The sequence below is a fragment of the Anaerococcus tetradius genome, assembly GCF_947087635.1.
Classification (GTDB): domain Bacteria; phylum Bacillota; class Clostridia; order Tissierellales; family Peptoniphilaceae; genus Anaerococcus; species Anaerococcus tetradius.
On sequence record NZ_CAMUDP010000022.1, the window covers coordinates 1 to 14,850 of the forward strand.

General features: G+C 36.7%; 17 protein-coding genes and 1 pseudogene. 2 read left to right on the forward strand and 16 right to left on the reverse strand.

Annotation, left to right across the window (positions count from 1 at the left end; all coding sequences use genetic code 11):
• Positions 1 to 322 precede the first annotated feature (322 nt).
• The 10 genes and pseudogenes from P6936_RS07460 to P6936_RS07505 all read right to left on the reverse strand — a co-directional run.
• Positions 323 to 427, reverse strand: a pseudogene (locus tag P6936_RS07460) (ATP-binding cassette domain-containing protein); the annotation flags it as partial.
• Positions 428 to 487: 60 nt separating this feature from the next.
• Positions 488 to 880 (reverse strand): D-ribose pyranase, encoded by a 393-nt coding sequence (gene rbsD / locus P6936_RS07465; protein ID WP_276863017.1) that lies wholly within the window; start codon positions 878 to 880, stop codon positions 488 to 490.
• Positions 877 to 1,770, reverse strand: coding sequence for a ribokinase (locus tag P6936_RS07470; RefSeq protein ID WP_276881267.1), 894 nt, complete (start codon positions 1,768 to 1,770; stop codon positions 877 to 879). The genes rbsD and P6936_RS07470 overlap by 4 nt, the downstream gene beginning before the upstream one ends.
• Before the next feature lie 50 nt (positions 1,771 to 1,820).
• Positions 1,821 to 2,030: a substrate-binding domain-containing protein gene (locus P6936_RS07475; protein ID WP_276881268.1), complete on the reverse strand. Its 210-nt coding sequence runs from the start codon at positions 2,028 to 2,030 to the stop codon at positions 1,821 to 1,823.
• A 2-nt stretch (positions 2,031 to 2,032) separates the two neighbouring features.
• Complete coding sequence (locus P6936_RS07480) at positions 2,033 to 2,761, reverse strand: LacI family DNA-binding transcriptional regulator (protein WP_276881269.1); 729 nt, start codon at positions 2,759 to 2,761, stop codon at positions 2,033 to 2,035.
• Between the two features lie 234 nt (positions 2,762 to 2,995).
• The gene (locus tag P6936_RS07485) at positions 2,996 to 4,204 is read right to left on the reverse strand and encodes a MalY/PatB family protein (RefSeq protein WP_276881270.1); all 1,209 of its coding nucleotides are present in this window, start codon (positions 4,202 to 4,204) and stop codon (positions 2,996 to 2,998) included.
• Between the two features lie 340 nt (positions 4,205 to 4,544).
• Complete coding sequence (locus P6936_RS07490) at positions 4,545 to 5,450, reverse strand: N-acetylglucosamine kinase (protein WP_276881271.1); 906 nt, start codon at positions 5,448 to 5,450, stop codon at positions 4,545 to 4,547.
• A 135-nt stretch (positions 5,451 to 5,585) separates the two neighbouring features.
• Entirely contained in the window at positions 5,586 to 6,617 is a 1,032-nt protein-coding gene (locus tag P6936_RS07495; protein ID WP_004836672.1) for an ABC transporter permease subunit, read from the reverse strand.
• Between the two features lie 7 nt (positions 6,618 to 6,624).
• The gene (locus P6936_RS07500) at positions 6,625 to 8,121 is read right to left on the reverse strand and encodes a sugar ABC transporter ATP-binding protein (protein ID WP_004836671.1); all 1,497 of its coding nucleotides are present in this window, start codon (positions 8,119 to 8,121) and stop codon (positions 6,625 to 6,627) included.
• Positions 8,122 to 8,184: 63 nt separating this feature from the next.
• Entirely contained in the window at positions 8,185 to 9,273 is a 1,089-nt protein-coding gene (locus P6936_RS07505) for a galactose ABC transporter substrate-binding protein (RefSeq protein ID WP_004836670.1), read from the reverse strand.
• 278 nt (positions 9,274 to 9,551) lie between these two features.
• Between P6936_RS07505 and P6936_RS07510 the strand changes: the two genes are divergently transcribed.
• Both P6936_RS07510 and P6936_RS07515 read left to right on the forward strand, forming a co-directional pair.
• Positions 9,552 to 10,040, forward strand: a complete 489-nt coding sequence (locus tag P6936_RS07510) for a dihydrofolate reductase (protein WP_004836669.1) — start codon at positions 9,552 to 9,554, stop codon at positions 10,038 to 10,040.
• Positions 10,033 to 10,278 carry a hypothetical protein gene (locus tag P6936_RS07515; RefSeq protein ID WP_004836668.1) on the forward strand — a complete coding sequence of 82 codons (246 nt, stop codon included), beginning with the start codon at positions 10,033 to 10,035 and terminating at the stop codon, positions 10,276 to 10,278. The genes P6936_RS07510 and P6936_RS07515 overlap by 8 nt, the downstream gene beginning before the upstream one ends.
• Positions 10,279 to 10,365: 87 nt before the next feature.
• Here P6936_RS07515 and thiE read toward each other — a convergent pair whose 3' ends face one another.
• The 6 genes from thiE to thiF are packed head-to-tail and all read right to left on the reverse strand — an operon-like array spanning position 10,366 to position 14,850.
• Positions 10,366 to 10,980, reverse strand: a complete 615-nt coding sequence (gene thiE, locus P6936_RS07520; RefSeq protein WP_276881272.1) for a thiamine phosphate synthase — start codon at positions 10,978 to 10,980, stop codon at positions 10,366 to 10,368.
• On the reverse strand, positions 10,977 to 11,798 hold the full coding sequence (gene thiM / locus P6936_RS07525) for a hydroxyethylthiazole kinase (RefSeq protein WP_276881273.1): 822 nt from the start codon (positions 11,796 to 11,798) through the stop codon (positions 10,977 to 10,979). Before thiM ends, thiE begins: the two co-directional genes overlap by 4 nt.
• Positions 11,767 to 12,312 carry an energy coupling factor transporter S component ThiW gene (thiW, locus tag P6936_RS07530; RefSeq protein ID WP_040349395.1) on the reverse strand — a complete coding sequence of 182 codons (546 nt, stop codon included), beginning with the start codon at positions 12,310 to 12,312 and terminating at the stop codon, positions 11,767 to 11,769. Before thiW ends, thiM begins: the two co-directional genes overlap by 32 nt.
• Positions 12,313 to 12,319: 7 nt before the next feature.
• Positions 12,320 to 13,477, reverse strand: coding sequence for a 2-iminoacetate synthase ThiH (gene thiH / locus P6936_RS07535; protein WP_276881274.1), 1,158 nt, complete (start codon positions 13,475 to 13,477; stop codon positions 12,320 to 12,322).
• Between the two features lies 1 nt (position 13,478).
• Complete coding sequence (locus P6936_RS07540) at positions 13,479 to 14,249, reverse strand: thiazole synthase (protein WP_276881275.1); 771 nt, start codon at positions 14,247 to 14,249, stop codon at positions 13,479 to 13,481.
• Positions 14,239 to 14,850 (reverse strand): sulfur carrier protein ThiS adenylyltransferase ThiF, encoded by a 612-nt coding sequence (gene thiF, locus P6936_RS07545; protein WP_276881276.1) that lies wholly within the window; start codon positions 14,848 to 14,850, stop codon positions 14,239 to 14,241. Before thiF ends, P6936_RS07540 begins: the two co-directional genes overlap by 11 nt.

Here is a 14,850-nt window from a genome sequence, read left to right on the forward strand (position 1 = left end):
GAAATAGTAAATATTGTACTAGTAAATTTTACACAATATTATGGACTTGACTAAAGATAGGTATAAATAATATATTAAATTTTATCCAATACTTTGTAAAATATATTTATGGAATTCTTCCAATCGGGTTTAGAAATGCAATCATTAAAGAATTTTATGTACAGAAAAATACTAGAAGAAAAAAAGAGAATATATATCAAAAATTCACAAAACATTAAACTTACATCGAAATAATTTTGATGAAAAATAATCGATAAAGTTTTAAATTCTAAATTATATAGATATTTAAACATAGAAAGAAAGGCTATGAATCCTTAAGAAATAAAACTCCAGATAAGATATTCATAAGAGTGGACTTGCCAGCACCGTTTTCTCCTACTAGGGCATGGATTTCACCAGGACCTACAGTAAAGTCAACCCCCTTCAAAACATCGTTTTTTCCGAAGGACTTTTATATATTTTTCATTTCAATTTTCATAAGAAACTCCTAAAAGATGTTTTTACTTCTAAGAATAATATTGGAATAGGCGGTGTTTTCTCCTGTCCTTATTACAAATTTGGTCTCCTCAAGCTTCTTCTTGAAGTCTTCATGGCTTATATATTCCTTATCTACTCCAGGGAGAAGTTCGGTTATGGCCTTTTCTTGGTCTGGGTTTTCTGTTTTTATCTCTTCTGCCAAGTAATAATACTCAACAGAAAAATCTTCCAACAAGACTTCAAGTACATCTATAAACTTTGGCTCACCGAGCTTTATGGCAAGATCGATCTCCTTGTCATTATCTATAGGAAGACCACAATCTCCCACAGCTATAAGGTCCATATGGCCCAAATCAGCAAGGCCCTTTGCTATATCGCTATTTAAAATTCCTTTAAGTTTCATAGTGACTCCTTCATAAATTCCTCTACTTCTGAAAGGCTTGGGATAGATACGCTCGCTCCCTTTTTAGTAACAGATATGGCTGATGCTGAAGTTGCAAGCTCAAGACAATCCTTAACTTTCTTTCCTTGATAGAAATTCGCCACAAAATATCCTGTGAATGTATCTCCTACCCCTGTAGAATCAACAGCCTTAACCTTTTTGGCCTTTTGTCTTATAGTCTCTTCCTGTGATATATAAATTGACCCTTCCTTGCCCAGGGTTATGACTAGCTTAAGCTTTGGATAAGTCTCTTTGAGATATCTTATATTATCATCGATTCCTTCCCTACCACTTATGGCTTTAGCCTCATGTTCATTCAAAAGCAGCATATCGATCTTGTCATAGTCAAATTTCTTGACCTCTTCTGTGATTGGTGAAGGGTTTAAGACTATCTTTAGGCCCTTTTCGTAGGCCTTATCAATAATATAGTCCATCATATTTATCTCATTTTGTAAGACCAATATATCGTTTTCATCAAAATGGTCAAATACCCCATCTACAAAGTCCTTATCATTATCGAAATTTGCTCCCTTGTATAAAACTATGGAATTTTCTCCCTTATCATCAACTTGAATTAGCGCGTTTCCTGTAAGACTTTTACTTTCTCTCACAAACTCAGTATTTATCTTATCATTTTCCAAATATTCTACCAAAAACTTGCCATCGATGCAGATATTTCCTACATGGTATGCAGAATCAGAGTTTTTCGCCAGAGCGATCGATTGATTAAGCCCCTTACCTCCTGATCTTTTTTCTATAGATCTTGCACTAATAGTCTCACCTGGTCTAACTATGTGATCTACCGCAAAGAATATCTCAATATTGATAGATCCGAAATTAATTATTTTCATAAATCCTCCCCACGCTTTCTCCTTCAAAAAGTATCGGCTAAACCTCTATCCTACTGTCTGTCTGTCTTTCTCTTATTTGTCAAATCATCAGCCAAATCTATGGCCTCTTTGGCAATACACTCGAGATTTTGGTCAATCGATGTAAGCCTTGGACTTACAATTTTATTTAAAAATAAATTGTCATAACTTACTATGGAAATATCACTCGGAATCTTAATTTTGTTTTCTCTAAAATAATTTAAGAGTCCATAAGAGCTCATATCTAAGAAAGAAAATATGGCACTACTTGACTATCTAGGAAAAACTTTCCTGCAGCATATCCTCCTTCATAAGAATAATCTCCATGGATAATGTTTTTAGGGTCGATATAAATATCATGGTTCATACTAGCCTTGATAGCACCAGAAAGTCTCCTAGAGGAGTTGGCAGTAGACCTTGGCCCTATAAGCGTTCCGATTTTCCTAAAGCCTCTGTCCAAGAGATAATTCATGGCAAGCATGCCTCCAAGCTCATTGTTGCCTGTGACTAGATTTTTCTTAGAATTTGAGAAATCAACCTCATCTAGGAAGACCACATTGTACTTTTCTATTATCTCATCGTCCAAGCCCTTAACATTTCTATCTACAAGAAGGCAGGCCGCTATGTAATTATTTTCCAGAAGAGCTTTGAAGTCCTTCTTTGATATGGACTTGTTATTTGAATTGTGAATATACAAAAAATAATTGTATTCTAGACAATAATTTATCAGAAACTTGACCAAAACCGAAAAGAAGGGGTTGGAAATATCAGGAATAACCGCCATAATCACGTTGCTCTTCTTACTAGCGAGAGCTCTAGCAATCTTATTGGCATTGTAACCATACTCCTCCGCAGCTAGAAAAACCTTCTCCTTAGTCTTAGCAGCAATCTTGTCATCAGTCCTATTAAGCACCATAGAAACAGTAGTAATAGAAACACCATCCAAGGCTGCAACATCTTTTATAGTGGCCATAAGTAACTCCTCATCACAATTAAAACGTTTTAATTGTTAATTATATATAACTTTCCCACACTCTTGCAAAGTTATTTTTGAAATTTATAATTTAAGCAAAATCAAAAATCACAGGATAATCCTATCAGTAATCCTGTGACTTCTATTAGATAAATTAATCTTTATTTAGCTTTTAATCTTACCAACTCTATCATGCTTATTTCTGATACAATATTCTTGCCAAAACATCATAAGTTAAAGAATAACATATTTCTTAAGCCTATCGAAGGCTTCTTTTACTTTATCCAATGGGAGGGCTAGGTTCATTCTGATGGCGTATTTTCCATTAAAGGCTCTGCCATCTTGCCAGGCTACTCCACAATCCCAACCTCTTTTTAGGATTTCTCCAATATCGACTCCCTTAGCCTTACAATACTTACTAAAATCAACAAAGAGCATGCAGGTTCCTTCTGGCTTACTTACGCTTACTCCCTTGTAGTTTTCTTCTATAAAATCACAGGCATAGTTTACGTTTTTGGTAATTGTTCGATTTAATTCATCTGTCCACTCACGACCTGTTTTAGAATAAGCACCTATTAGACCGTGCATGGATAGGACGTTCATACTGTTGTAATGGGAGAGGGAGGATTCCTTGTTTATCCTATTTCTCAGATGTTGGTTGTAAATGATATGGTAGGATCCTACAAGACCGGCTAGGTTGAAGGTCTTACTTGGAGCATATAGGGCAACTGTGTTTTCGTGGGCGTAGTCGCTTACGCTTTGGGTTGGGGTTTGCTTATTTCCGTCAAGGATTATATCAGACCAGATTTCATCTGAAATTATCTTTACATCATGTTTTTCGAATATATGGCAGGCCTTTTTTAGCTCCTGACTGCTCCAAACCCTGCCTGTTGGATTGTGGGGGTTACACATGATTGTTGTAGATATTTTCTCCCTAACTATTAGCTCTTCCATATTCTCATAGTCCATGAACCATCTTCCATCTTTGTCCTTAATTAGGTCAGAGTGAATTATCTTATAGCCATTATTTGTAAGCGAATTGGTAAAGCCTATATAGGTTGGGGAATGGACTAGGACCTTGTCTCCTCTTGAGCAAAATACATTAAGAGCAGAAATTACTCCACCCAAGACACCATTTTCGTATCCTATATGCTCTTTCTTAATATCGCCTATCCCCTTTCTGTCCCTATGCCAGTCAATTATAGCCTGATAATACTCATCTGTTGGTGCAAAGTAGCCAAAGGCTGGGTGCTTGGCCCTTTCTATTATGGCTTCTTGGATTGAGGGAGCTGTGGCAAAGTTCATATCAGCCACCCACATAGGAATTACATCGAATCCCTCCTTAGGCTTATCTGGACTCATCCCAGGTAGACTCCCAAGACCATCGACTGCTATAGCATCCTTGCCATGTCTTTCAAGCATCTTGTCAAATTCAAATTTCATAAATCTCTCCTTGTATTTGTCCAAACCGTCATTTATATCATCTTACTTTTTATAAGAAAAAACAAAAGACACCAATTGCTTGATGCCAGAAGGTAGACAAAGTATCTTTAATTGAAATTTTTTATAGTTAATCTAGCCTTATCTCGACTAGTTAAATGTACCAAAACTTGCTCATTTAACACTAGAACTAAAATCTAGACATATATCTAATAAGTTGTGATATGTTTAGTTTGAGTGAAACAAATGCAGTAAGAGATTTCTCGCTCACTCCGTTCGGTCGAAATAAGGGTTATTTTGATTTTCTCTACAGTCTAACATCAATCGCTTGATGCCTCTTAGTTTATTTGCTATAAGATTTTGCTAAAATTAAGGCGCCTTCAGAAGGGTCCGTGTAGGGTTTTTCAATTTTTATTTTGTTTTTAGACTTTTCTTCTATTTTATTAATTAGCCTATCTCCTAGGTTAAAGACTCCGCCTGAATAGGATACCTTTACTTCTTCCTTAAACTTTAATCCCTTTATTATCGAGTCTATGACTGCTGCGGCTTCTTTGGATATTTCTTCTAAAAGCACCTTGCAATAAGAATCATCTTTTTCTAGGCCTTCGGAGAAAATTTTTGATAGGTCAGCTATCTCGTCCCTTCTCATTTTTTCTGCCATATCTATTATTTCCATATCATCTTTTAGACCTAGCCTTTGTCTAATTAAGTCATAGAGGATTGTCCTATCACATCTTCCATCGCTCATCTTTGTGAAATGATTTAGGATTTTAAGACCTATATAATAACCACTTGCTTCATCGCCAAGGAGGGGACCCCAGCCGCCAGATCTCATGGAATTTCCTTCTTCATCTACTCCATAGCCAATTTGTCCTGTTCCTAGGACAAGATTTATGCCTGGCTTTGCATTAAGACTTCCCGCCCAGCCATTTACACAGTCATTAGCTACAGTAAATCTGTCAGAAGCTATCGCCTTGCTAATTCCTTCATCAATGTAGCTAACAGTATCTGGATATTGACCATAGCCTGGAGCTGCAACGAATGTGTAGAGGATTTCTTCTGGCTTTATGCCTGCTTTATTACATACTTCATCTACTCCAAGTTTCATTATTTCGAAAAATTGTTGTCTTGTTATTTGTTTTGGGTGGATGGTGATTTGCTTTGACTCAAATCTTTTGCCATCGACATCTAGAAGAAAGGCGGTTTTTGTTCCTCCTCCATCTACCCCAAGATATATTTCTTTTGGCATTTTTACTCCTTTATGTTTTGATTTATTGGCTTAATTTTATTTTACTACGCTCTTCAATTATAGAATAGATAATTTATTAAAATCACTTACTTTCCTTCGGGATAATTTAAAAAAGACTCAAGAGTCTTTTTTAAATTACTTTTTCCTTATTCTCTTTCTTGTATCTAGGGCTACTGTTAGGATTATTAGGATACCCTTTATGATTATTTGGACATAGGAGTTGAGTCCGATGTAAAGGAGGCCGTAGTTTATTACTTGAAGGATTATTGATCCTAAAACTATGCCTGGTATAGTTCCTATTCCTCCTGAGAAGGATACTCCACCGATAAGACAGGCTTCGATTGCGTCTAGGTCGTAGGCTTCTCCTGTAGTTGTCGTTACAGAGCCTAGTCTTGGTCCTTCCAAAAATCCTGATAGACCATACATGATACCGGATATGATAAAGACTATCATGATGGTTTTTGTTACATTTATTCCTGATACTTCTGCAGCTTCTGGGTTACCACCTACTGCAAACATATTTTTGCCTAGAACTGTTTTGTTCCATATAAACCACATGATAATTGATGCTATGACCGCATATATTATCAGATAAGGGAATTGCAAATTACTTCCAGGTATTGTGAACCCTCCCCTTACTACATTGGCATATTTTTCATCAAAGCCTCCTATAGGTTGAGGTCCGTAAGGGTTTGATGCTATAAATAATTGCAAGATACCAAATATAGCAAGTTGAACACCTAGGGATGTTATGAAGGCGTGTAGTTTTAGATAGGCTACACCAAATCCGTTAAAGGCCCCGCACACAGCACCTATTGCTACTGCAGCCAAAAGACCTAGGAGAAGGGATGGTTTTTGGATATTAGGAAAGAATTTTTGGGCAAAGCCTGGTGATTGTAAAAGAGCACCAGCTATGGCCGCTGTGAATCCAACTATCCTTCCTGCAGAAAGGTCTGTTCCTGCTAGTATTAGTAGACCTCCTGTTCCAAGGGCTATAAAAAGCCTTGTTGATGTTTGCGATAGGATGTTGATTATGTTTCTTGGGTTGGTTATAAAGGTAGGATCTACCATAATTATTCCCACTATTAGGGCTGCAATTATAATAATCAGAGCGTTGTTTAGTATAAATTCTTTGAAATTGAATTTCTTTGTTTCTGTGTTTTCCATAATTCACCTATACATACATAGCCTGTAGGGCCATGATTTTTTCTTGTGTTAAATTTTCATCATTATCTTCTATGCCAGCAAGTCTTCCATTACTCATTACCATAATTCTATTACAAATCATTTGTAATTCCGCCATTTCCGATGAGATGAAGAGGACTGATTTGCCAGTGCTCGCAAGCTCTTCTATTAGTTTGTAGATTTCATATTTGGCACCTACATCTATTCCCCTAGTTGGTTCATCTAGCAAAAGAACATCTGGGTCTGTTAGAAGCCAACGACCTATGATGACCTTTTGTTGGTTACCACCTGATAAGTCCATAATCTTGGTGTGTTGGCTTGGAGTTTTGACCTTCATTGATTCTATTACCTTACTAGTATTTTCTTTGAGGGCCTTGTCATTTACTATGCCATTTTTTGAATAAGCTTTGATGTTTGCTATGGTTGAGTTAAATCTTATATCTGCGTAAGGATAGATACCTGTGGCTCTTCTTTCTTCTGTAACTAGGGCAAAACCGTTTTTTATGGCTTCTTCTGGGTTTTTATTTTCCACTTCCTTGCCATTTAGAATAATCTTGCCTGTTGCTTTTTTCCTGATACCGAAAATTGTTTCAACTAATTCTGTTCTTCTAGATCCTACAAGACCAGCAAGTCCCAAGACTTCGCCCTTTTTTAGATAAAAACTTACATCTGTAACTGATGGTTTGTATTTTCCTGTAAGATTTTTGACTTCTAATAAAATCTCATCTCTTATATATTTATCAGCATTAAAGCTTGTCGAATCAAGCTTTCTGCCTACCATTAACCTTATGATTTCATCCTTGCTAAGTTCAGATGCCTTTTTTTCTGCTATAAATTCTCCGTCACGCATGACTGTTACATAATCTGAGATTGACAAAATCTCTTCCATCTTGTGAGATATGTAGATTATTCCTACACCCTCAGCTCTCAATTTGTTTATTATTTCAAATAATTTTTCCACTTCATTTTCGGTTAGGGAGCTGGTAGGCTCGTCTAATACCAAAATTTTTGCATCGTAGGATACTGCCTTAGCAATTTCTATAAGCTGTCTTTCAGCTACTGAATACTTGCCAATAATTTTTTTCGGATCAAAGTCTAATCCAAGTCTATCAAAGAGGTCTTGGGTTTTCTTATACATTTGTTTACTATCTATTATTCCATGCTTTGCAGGAAATCTCCCAAGCATTATATTTTCTGCAACAGATCTCATAGATACTTGATTAAGTTCTTGGTGTACCATGGCAACCCCACTATCTAGGGCATCCTTTGTTCCCTTATAAGAAACCTTATTACCATCTATGTAAATATCTCCGCCATCTGGTGTATATATACCAAATAAACACTTCATAAGAGTAGACTTTCCTGCACCATTTTCTCCCATCAAGGCGTGAACAGTGCCTTTTTGTAAGGTAAAGTCGACCTTATCTAGGGCTTTAACCCCTGGGAAGGTCTTGGTTATGGCTCTCATTTCTAATAAATTACTCATATCTTCCTCTTTATAGTATTACAGTCTATATAAGAAACTTATATAGACTGTATGTGCTACTTATTATTTACCTGTGTAGATTTGATAGTCAATTCTTATTGATTTTTTATCTGCTCCAAGTTTATAGTCTGTTCCTTTAATGAAGTCATTGTTTGCTAGTCTATTTTTCATTGTGTCAATTAGAGCTTTTGCCATTCCTTCAGCATCTTGTTTAACTGTTCCTGACATAGTGCCTTTGTCGATTTCTGCTACTGCAAGGTCAGTTGCATCAACTCCAACAACTACCATGTTGTCTTTTGATGAACCTGTGTTCATTCCAACTGCTTGAAGGGCTGAAATGGCACCTATTGCCATACCGTCGTTGTTGGCTATTACAGCATCAATGTTATCTTGGTTTGTTTGTAGCCAAGTATCCATAGCTGTTTTTGCCTTATCTGTATCCCATTTAGCATCTTGGAAGGCAACTTCGTTTACTTTTATGCCATTATCTTTTAGGGTTTTAACTGAAAATTCTGTTCTAGCTTGAGCTTCTGGGTTATCAAGACCACCATTGAGCATTACATAATCCAAAACTCCGTTTTTGTTTCTATCCATATCGCCTTTTTTCCAAAGGTCTGTTAGGATTTGTCCTTGCATCTTTCCAGCTTCTGGAGCGTCAGTTCCTATGAATATAAAGTCCTTTAGGTCATCTTCCTTCATTGATTCTGTCATATCTCTATTGAAGAAAGCTGTAGGAATACCGCTAGCTTTGATAGTTTCCATAGCTGTTGGAGCTGCAGAAATATCCACTATGTTCATAAAGATTCCGTCTACACCTTGGGCAATGATATTGTTAAGTTGGTCTGTTTGGGTACCTTGGTTATTTTGACCATCTTGGAATACCAATTCGATTGAATCATCATCCTTGTCTAATTTCTCTAGTTGTTGACGAACTGAAGCTATGTAAGTATCAGATCCATTGTAGAGAAGAACGGCGATTTTCTTAGCCTTGCCATCAGATTTCTTTTCGTCCTTTCCCTCATCCTTTTTAGCTTGATCTTCTGTTTTGGTCTCTTCTTTAGCATCATCAGCTGGCTTATTGCCACCACAAGCTGTAAGGCCAAGTGAAAGTGCCATCACTAGTGCTAGTCCTGTAAACTTTTTAATATTCATAAATTCCTCCCTTTGAATATTATAATAAACGATTTCCCATTCTATAACATTATACCCTGAAATCGCCTTTTACAAGCATATTTTATGCTAAGCTTGTTTTTATGATTTTAATATATATTAAAAAAGAAATTTTGTCAACACTTTCCTACAAAAGTAAACATTTGGACACTTTATTTTAATATTGAATAAGAATGAATAATAATGTTTACCTAGTGATAATTCTTCCGCTTGCTGAAATTTGCTTGTTAGTGATGATATAATTAAAGAAAGGAGTTTATATGAAAATTATTTTAGCTGTTGATAAAAATTGGGGAATCGGCAAGAATGGCAAGATGCTTTTTCACATCAAAAAAGACCTAGGTCATTTCAAAGAACTTACTAGTGGCAATATTTGTATTATGGGAAGAAAAACCTATGAGTCCATGGGAGGGGCTCTTCCTAACAGAGAAAATCTTATTCTTAGTAGAAATAAGACTTACCAAGCCCCAGATGCCTTGGTATTTAACGATTATAGGGATATCTTCTCCTACCTAGAGGATAAGGATAAAGAGGTTTTTGTAATAGGTGGAGAAAAAATCGTAGAGCTTTTCCTAGATTTTTGTGATGAGGCAATTATTACAAAAATTTATGCAGAAAGGCTTGCTGATAGTTTTCTTCACAACTTCGATTCGGATGATAGATGGGAAGTTATTAGTAAATCTGATATTATGGAAGAAAATGGGGTATCTTTTCAATATATAGTTTATAGGAGGATTATAGATGAGTAAAATAGAAATTTTTGTTAGTGATAAGTGCCCAGATTGCGCTTTACTTATTAGAGATAGGATAGAAAATCCTGATAAATATAAGGGCCTTATTTTTTATAATATAACTGAATCAATGGCAAATCTCAAGAGATTTCTATATTATAGGGATAGGCTAGAAGGCTTTGAAGATGTAAGAGAGGCCTGTCGAGTTGGCGTTCCTTCTAAGGTTATTGATGAAAGGGATGTAGAATTTTTATAGATTAGTTTAGAAATATAAAGCCCTAGCAAAGATTTCACAGAGAAATCTCGCTGGGGCTATATTTGTGCTTAGTTGGTTTTTAATTATTTATAGAATTTCTTGAATTTTTGCCTTTAATTTTTTTGTATCTTCAAGTACCCTTGGGCTATCCATAATCGCCCTTACCACGCAGATTCCATCTGCTCCTGAGCCTTGTAGGATGTCAATATTATCAATATTTAGACCACCTATGGCGTAAACATCAATAGCGACATTTTTTTTAATTTCTCTTAGGGTCTCTACACTTGTCCTTTTGGTCTTAACGTGGGTCTTAGTTTCATAAATAGCTCCAACTCCAAGATAGTCAGCCCCTTCTTCTTCACACTTTTTGGCAGCTTCAACAGACTTGGCAGTCGCTCCTATAAGGGCATCTTTTCCCAATAGTTTTCTTGCAAGGCTTATTGGCATATCGTCACTTCCTAGGTGAACTCCAACTCCCAAGGCCCAGGCGAGATGAGGCTTATCATCTATTAGCATAGGAACCTTGTATGAGTCGCAAAGGTCTTTTACTTTTTTTCCTAAAGCTAGAATTTCCCTATCAGTCTTATCTTTTTCCCTTAGTTGGAGGATGTCGACCCCTCCCTTTAGGGCATCTTCAATTCTTTGAAGAAATTCTTCTTCAGTATATTTGTCAGAGTTTGTTACCAAATAAAGTTTTTTCAAAATTTTACCTCTCTTATTTTGGCTCTTTGGATTATTTCATCGTCACTTATGGTTGATATTTCATCCATCAAATTTACATAGAAAGTCCCAAGTCTATCAGTGTCAGCTTTCTCAGAAGAAACTTCAAGGAGCAAAAGGCCTGTTAGACAAGCCGAAATTGGATCTGCCACAGCCATAAAGCTTGAGATAAGCCCTGTAAGCATACAGCCTGTGGCGGTTATCCTCGATAAATTTTCTACTCCATTTTCTATAAGAAAATACCTATCCTCATCTACTAAAAGGTCAATCTTTCCTGTAAGTAGGATATTAGCTTGATATTTTTTAGAAAGCTTTCTTGCCATATAGGAAAGCTCCTTAATATTTTCATCAGAAATTTCATCAGCCCTACCTACATCTATGCCGACTGCCTCGCTTTTTTCTCCACAGAGGGCCTTGATTTCGGAGCTATTTCCCTTTATTAAGTCGAAATTATCCTTAGTAAGTAAGTCTTTGGCGTAATTTAGGCGAAGGCTTGAAGCTCCAACACCTACCACATCTATGGCGGTAGGGATTTTTACCTCATTTGCTTTTCTAACTGCCCTAGCCATGGCAAGCATCCTTTCACTAGTTATATTACCCAAATTTATGCTCAAAGACTTTGCCATATTTACAATTTCACTAACCTCATCTGGGTGAGCTGCACAGATTGCCTTAGCTCCTATGCCAAGGATGGCATTTGCTACCATGTTTATGGCGATTGGATTTGTTATGGCGTGGATTAAGGGGGAAGTTTCTTTTAATTTTTCCCTATTTATTAAAATCTGACTTAGATTTTTCATAAACATTTACTCCGAGTTTCCTTTGGATTGGATATAGAACCTTTGCCCTTTGGAGGGTCTTTAGGAAGATATAGGCAACTGATCCACCAATCATTGTAGCTATCAAAAAACTTGGAAGATAGAAATACCATGTTATATCTCCCTTGCCCCAAAGTAGGGCCATGACTGGGTAAGAAGCTATTGAGCCTATAATACCTGTTCCTATTATTTCTCCAATAACGCAGGCAAGGATTGATCCCTTGCTTTTTCTATATAGGTAACCTGAGAAAAAAGCTCCAAAAACTTGACCAGTTATGGCAAGAGGAGGGATACCCAAAAGGCTCATCCTTATGGCAGCTGTAATTATTCCATTAGCCAAACTATACCAAGGTCCCAGAAAAACTGAGCAAACAATATTTACAAAGTGAGCTGTAGGAGCGAAACCCTCAAACCTAAGGATAGGTGAAATCACAACTCCTATGGCTACAAACATCGAAAGAGTTACCAAGATTAAAATTTTTCTTTTGTTTTCCATAATTCTCCTATACATTTATATAATCGGTAAAGACTGGGGTCATACCGATTTTCTTTAGGTCATCGTAGGCATCCTTCGCTGACCTAGCATCGTCTATCTCGAATTGTTCGTCACCCTCATCCGCACTTTTCTTTGACCTATGACCTATTGATGTGTCTACTGAGGCAGAAATTTTAGTTGCCCCGTATTTTACAGCAAGGTCTCTAAAGTCTTTGGACTCACGAGTAGAAAGGGTGATAGAGACAAATGGCAAGAAGATTCTTATGGCAAGCATGATTTGGAAGAATTTCTTATCATCAACTATGTTGAAATTAAGAGTATCATCTGCTCCATGGGTTGGCCTTATCCTTGGAAGGGAGATAGCAATTTCTGCCTTAGGATATTTTTTTTGAATTTCCTTGGCGTGTATAGCAAGCTTAAAGGCATCTTCGATTGGATCAGCCAAACCAAAAAGTGCACCAAAACCAACTCCCCTAAAGCCAGCCATTAGGGCACGCTCTTGGGTGTCAATCCTATAATTAAAGCTTCTCTTATGACCTGATGGATGATAGTAGTCGAAGGCTTTTTTGTTGTAGGACTCTTGAAAAACAGTAACAAAATCAGCCCCTGCCTCTTTCAAGATTTTGTATGAGTCGATATTTGTAGGATAAACTTCAATTCCTACCACTTTAAAATACTTACTGGCAATCCTACAAGCATCCGCTATATAATCAACCGAGGAAAATCTCTCGCTTTCTCCAGTAAGGATTAGAACATCCTCTATGCCAGTTTCAGCCAAGGCCTTCATCTCTTCTTCTATCTCTTCATAATTAAGCTTAGCTCTTTTGATATCGCTTTTTGCTCTAAAACCGCAATATCTACAAGAGTTTTCACAGTAATTTGCTATATAGATTGGAGAAAATAAGCAGACATTATTACCAAAATATCTTATCCTCTTTTCCCTGGCAAGCTCTGCCATCTCTTCAAGATGACCTTCTGCCTTATCACTTAGGAGATTATAGAAATCCCTATCGGTCAAATCCCTAGCATTAAGACTTGCTATAAGTTCACCCTCACTTACCTCTAGATCTTTAACTTCTTCGTAGGCCCTTAGGACCTTATCTTTTATATCTGATTGTATTATATCCATTTCTGGAAAATAATCATTAACACTTTTAATATTCATATCAGTAAAAAAAGTCCCTTAGTGGTGATGATGGATCTGCTCCCTTATCCAAAACCCTACCTGGTCTTGCAAGGTAGGCACATCTACCTGCTTCTATCCCTAACTTGAAGGCCTTTGCCATCAAAGTTATATCTGATGCACTAGCAATTCCAGTATTAGCCATTATGGCAGCTGCTCCCATTTCCATAGCCTCAGCCGCATGGCTTGGAACACCTATTCCAGCATCTACAATTACAGGAAGGTCAATCTCATCAATTATTATCTTTATAAAATCTCTTGTAGCAAGACCCCTATTTGAGCCAATTGGACTTGCAAGAGGCATAATGGAAGCAGCTCCCGCATCTCTTAAATCTCTGGCAAAGTTAAGGTCTGGATACATATAAGGAAGGACTACAAAGCCTTCTTTAGCGAGAACTTCGGTTGCCTTTAGGGTTTGGTCATTATCTGGCAAGAGATATTTTGTATCTCTCATAATCTCGATTTTTACAAAATTGCCACAGCCCATCTCCCTAGCTAGTCTTGCTATCCTAATGGCTTCATCTGCATTTCTTGCTCCAGAAGTATTTGGAATAATTGTCACATCTTTTGGAATATAGTTTAATATATTTGCTACATCCTTGGTGTTTGCTCTTCTTAGAGCAACTGTAATCATTTGTGCTCCAGCAGATTCTACTGCCGCATCAATTAATTCTGGTGAATATTTTCCAGAACCCAAGATAAATCTTGATTCGAATTTTTTATCTCCTAAGATTAAATAATCTTTATTTTCCATTTTCTTCTCCTACGATAATTTTAATAGCGCATAGGGCTTCAAGACTTGCAATAATTGCAACATAAGGAAGGAAGAGGCCATCTTCTACTTCAGACTTGAAATCTCCTATCATAGTCATATTCTCAATTTCTTTGATTTTTATATCGGAAAGACTCCCAAGTCCAGATAGACCTGAGCCCATAATGAGTTTTTTATCTTTTTTTCCTAAAAAATAATCAAAAACCAAGGCTTTCATCTCTTTCTTGTCAAAGGCTTCTATAAAAATATCAGTCTTTTTGCTTAACTGGTCCAAGTTTTCCCTAGAAATCTTAATTTCCTCGGCAAAAACTTTGGTGTAGGGAATAGTTTCCTCTATTTTTTTCTTAGTTTGAAAAACCTTGGACTTGCCCAAATCATTCATATCATAATTTTGCCTATTGAGATTAGAATATTCGACCTTGTCAAAGTCATATAGGTAGACACTGCCAAGACCACACCTACTAAGCTCCATAGCGATGTTAGATCCAAGACCTCCACAACCTAAAATAGACACAGATGCTCCCTTTAAGATTTCATTAATTTCTGGTCTTTGTCTTTTTAAAATTTCTTCTCTTAAATCCAT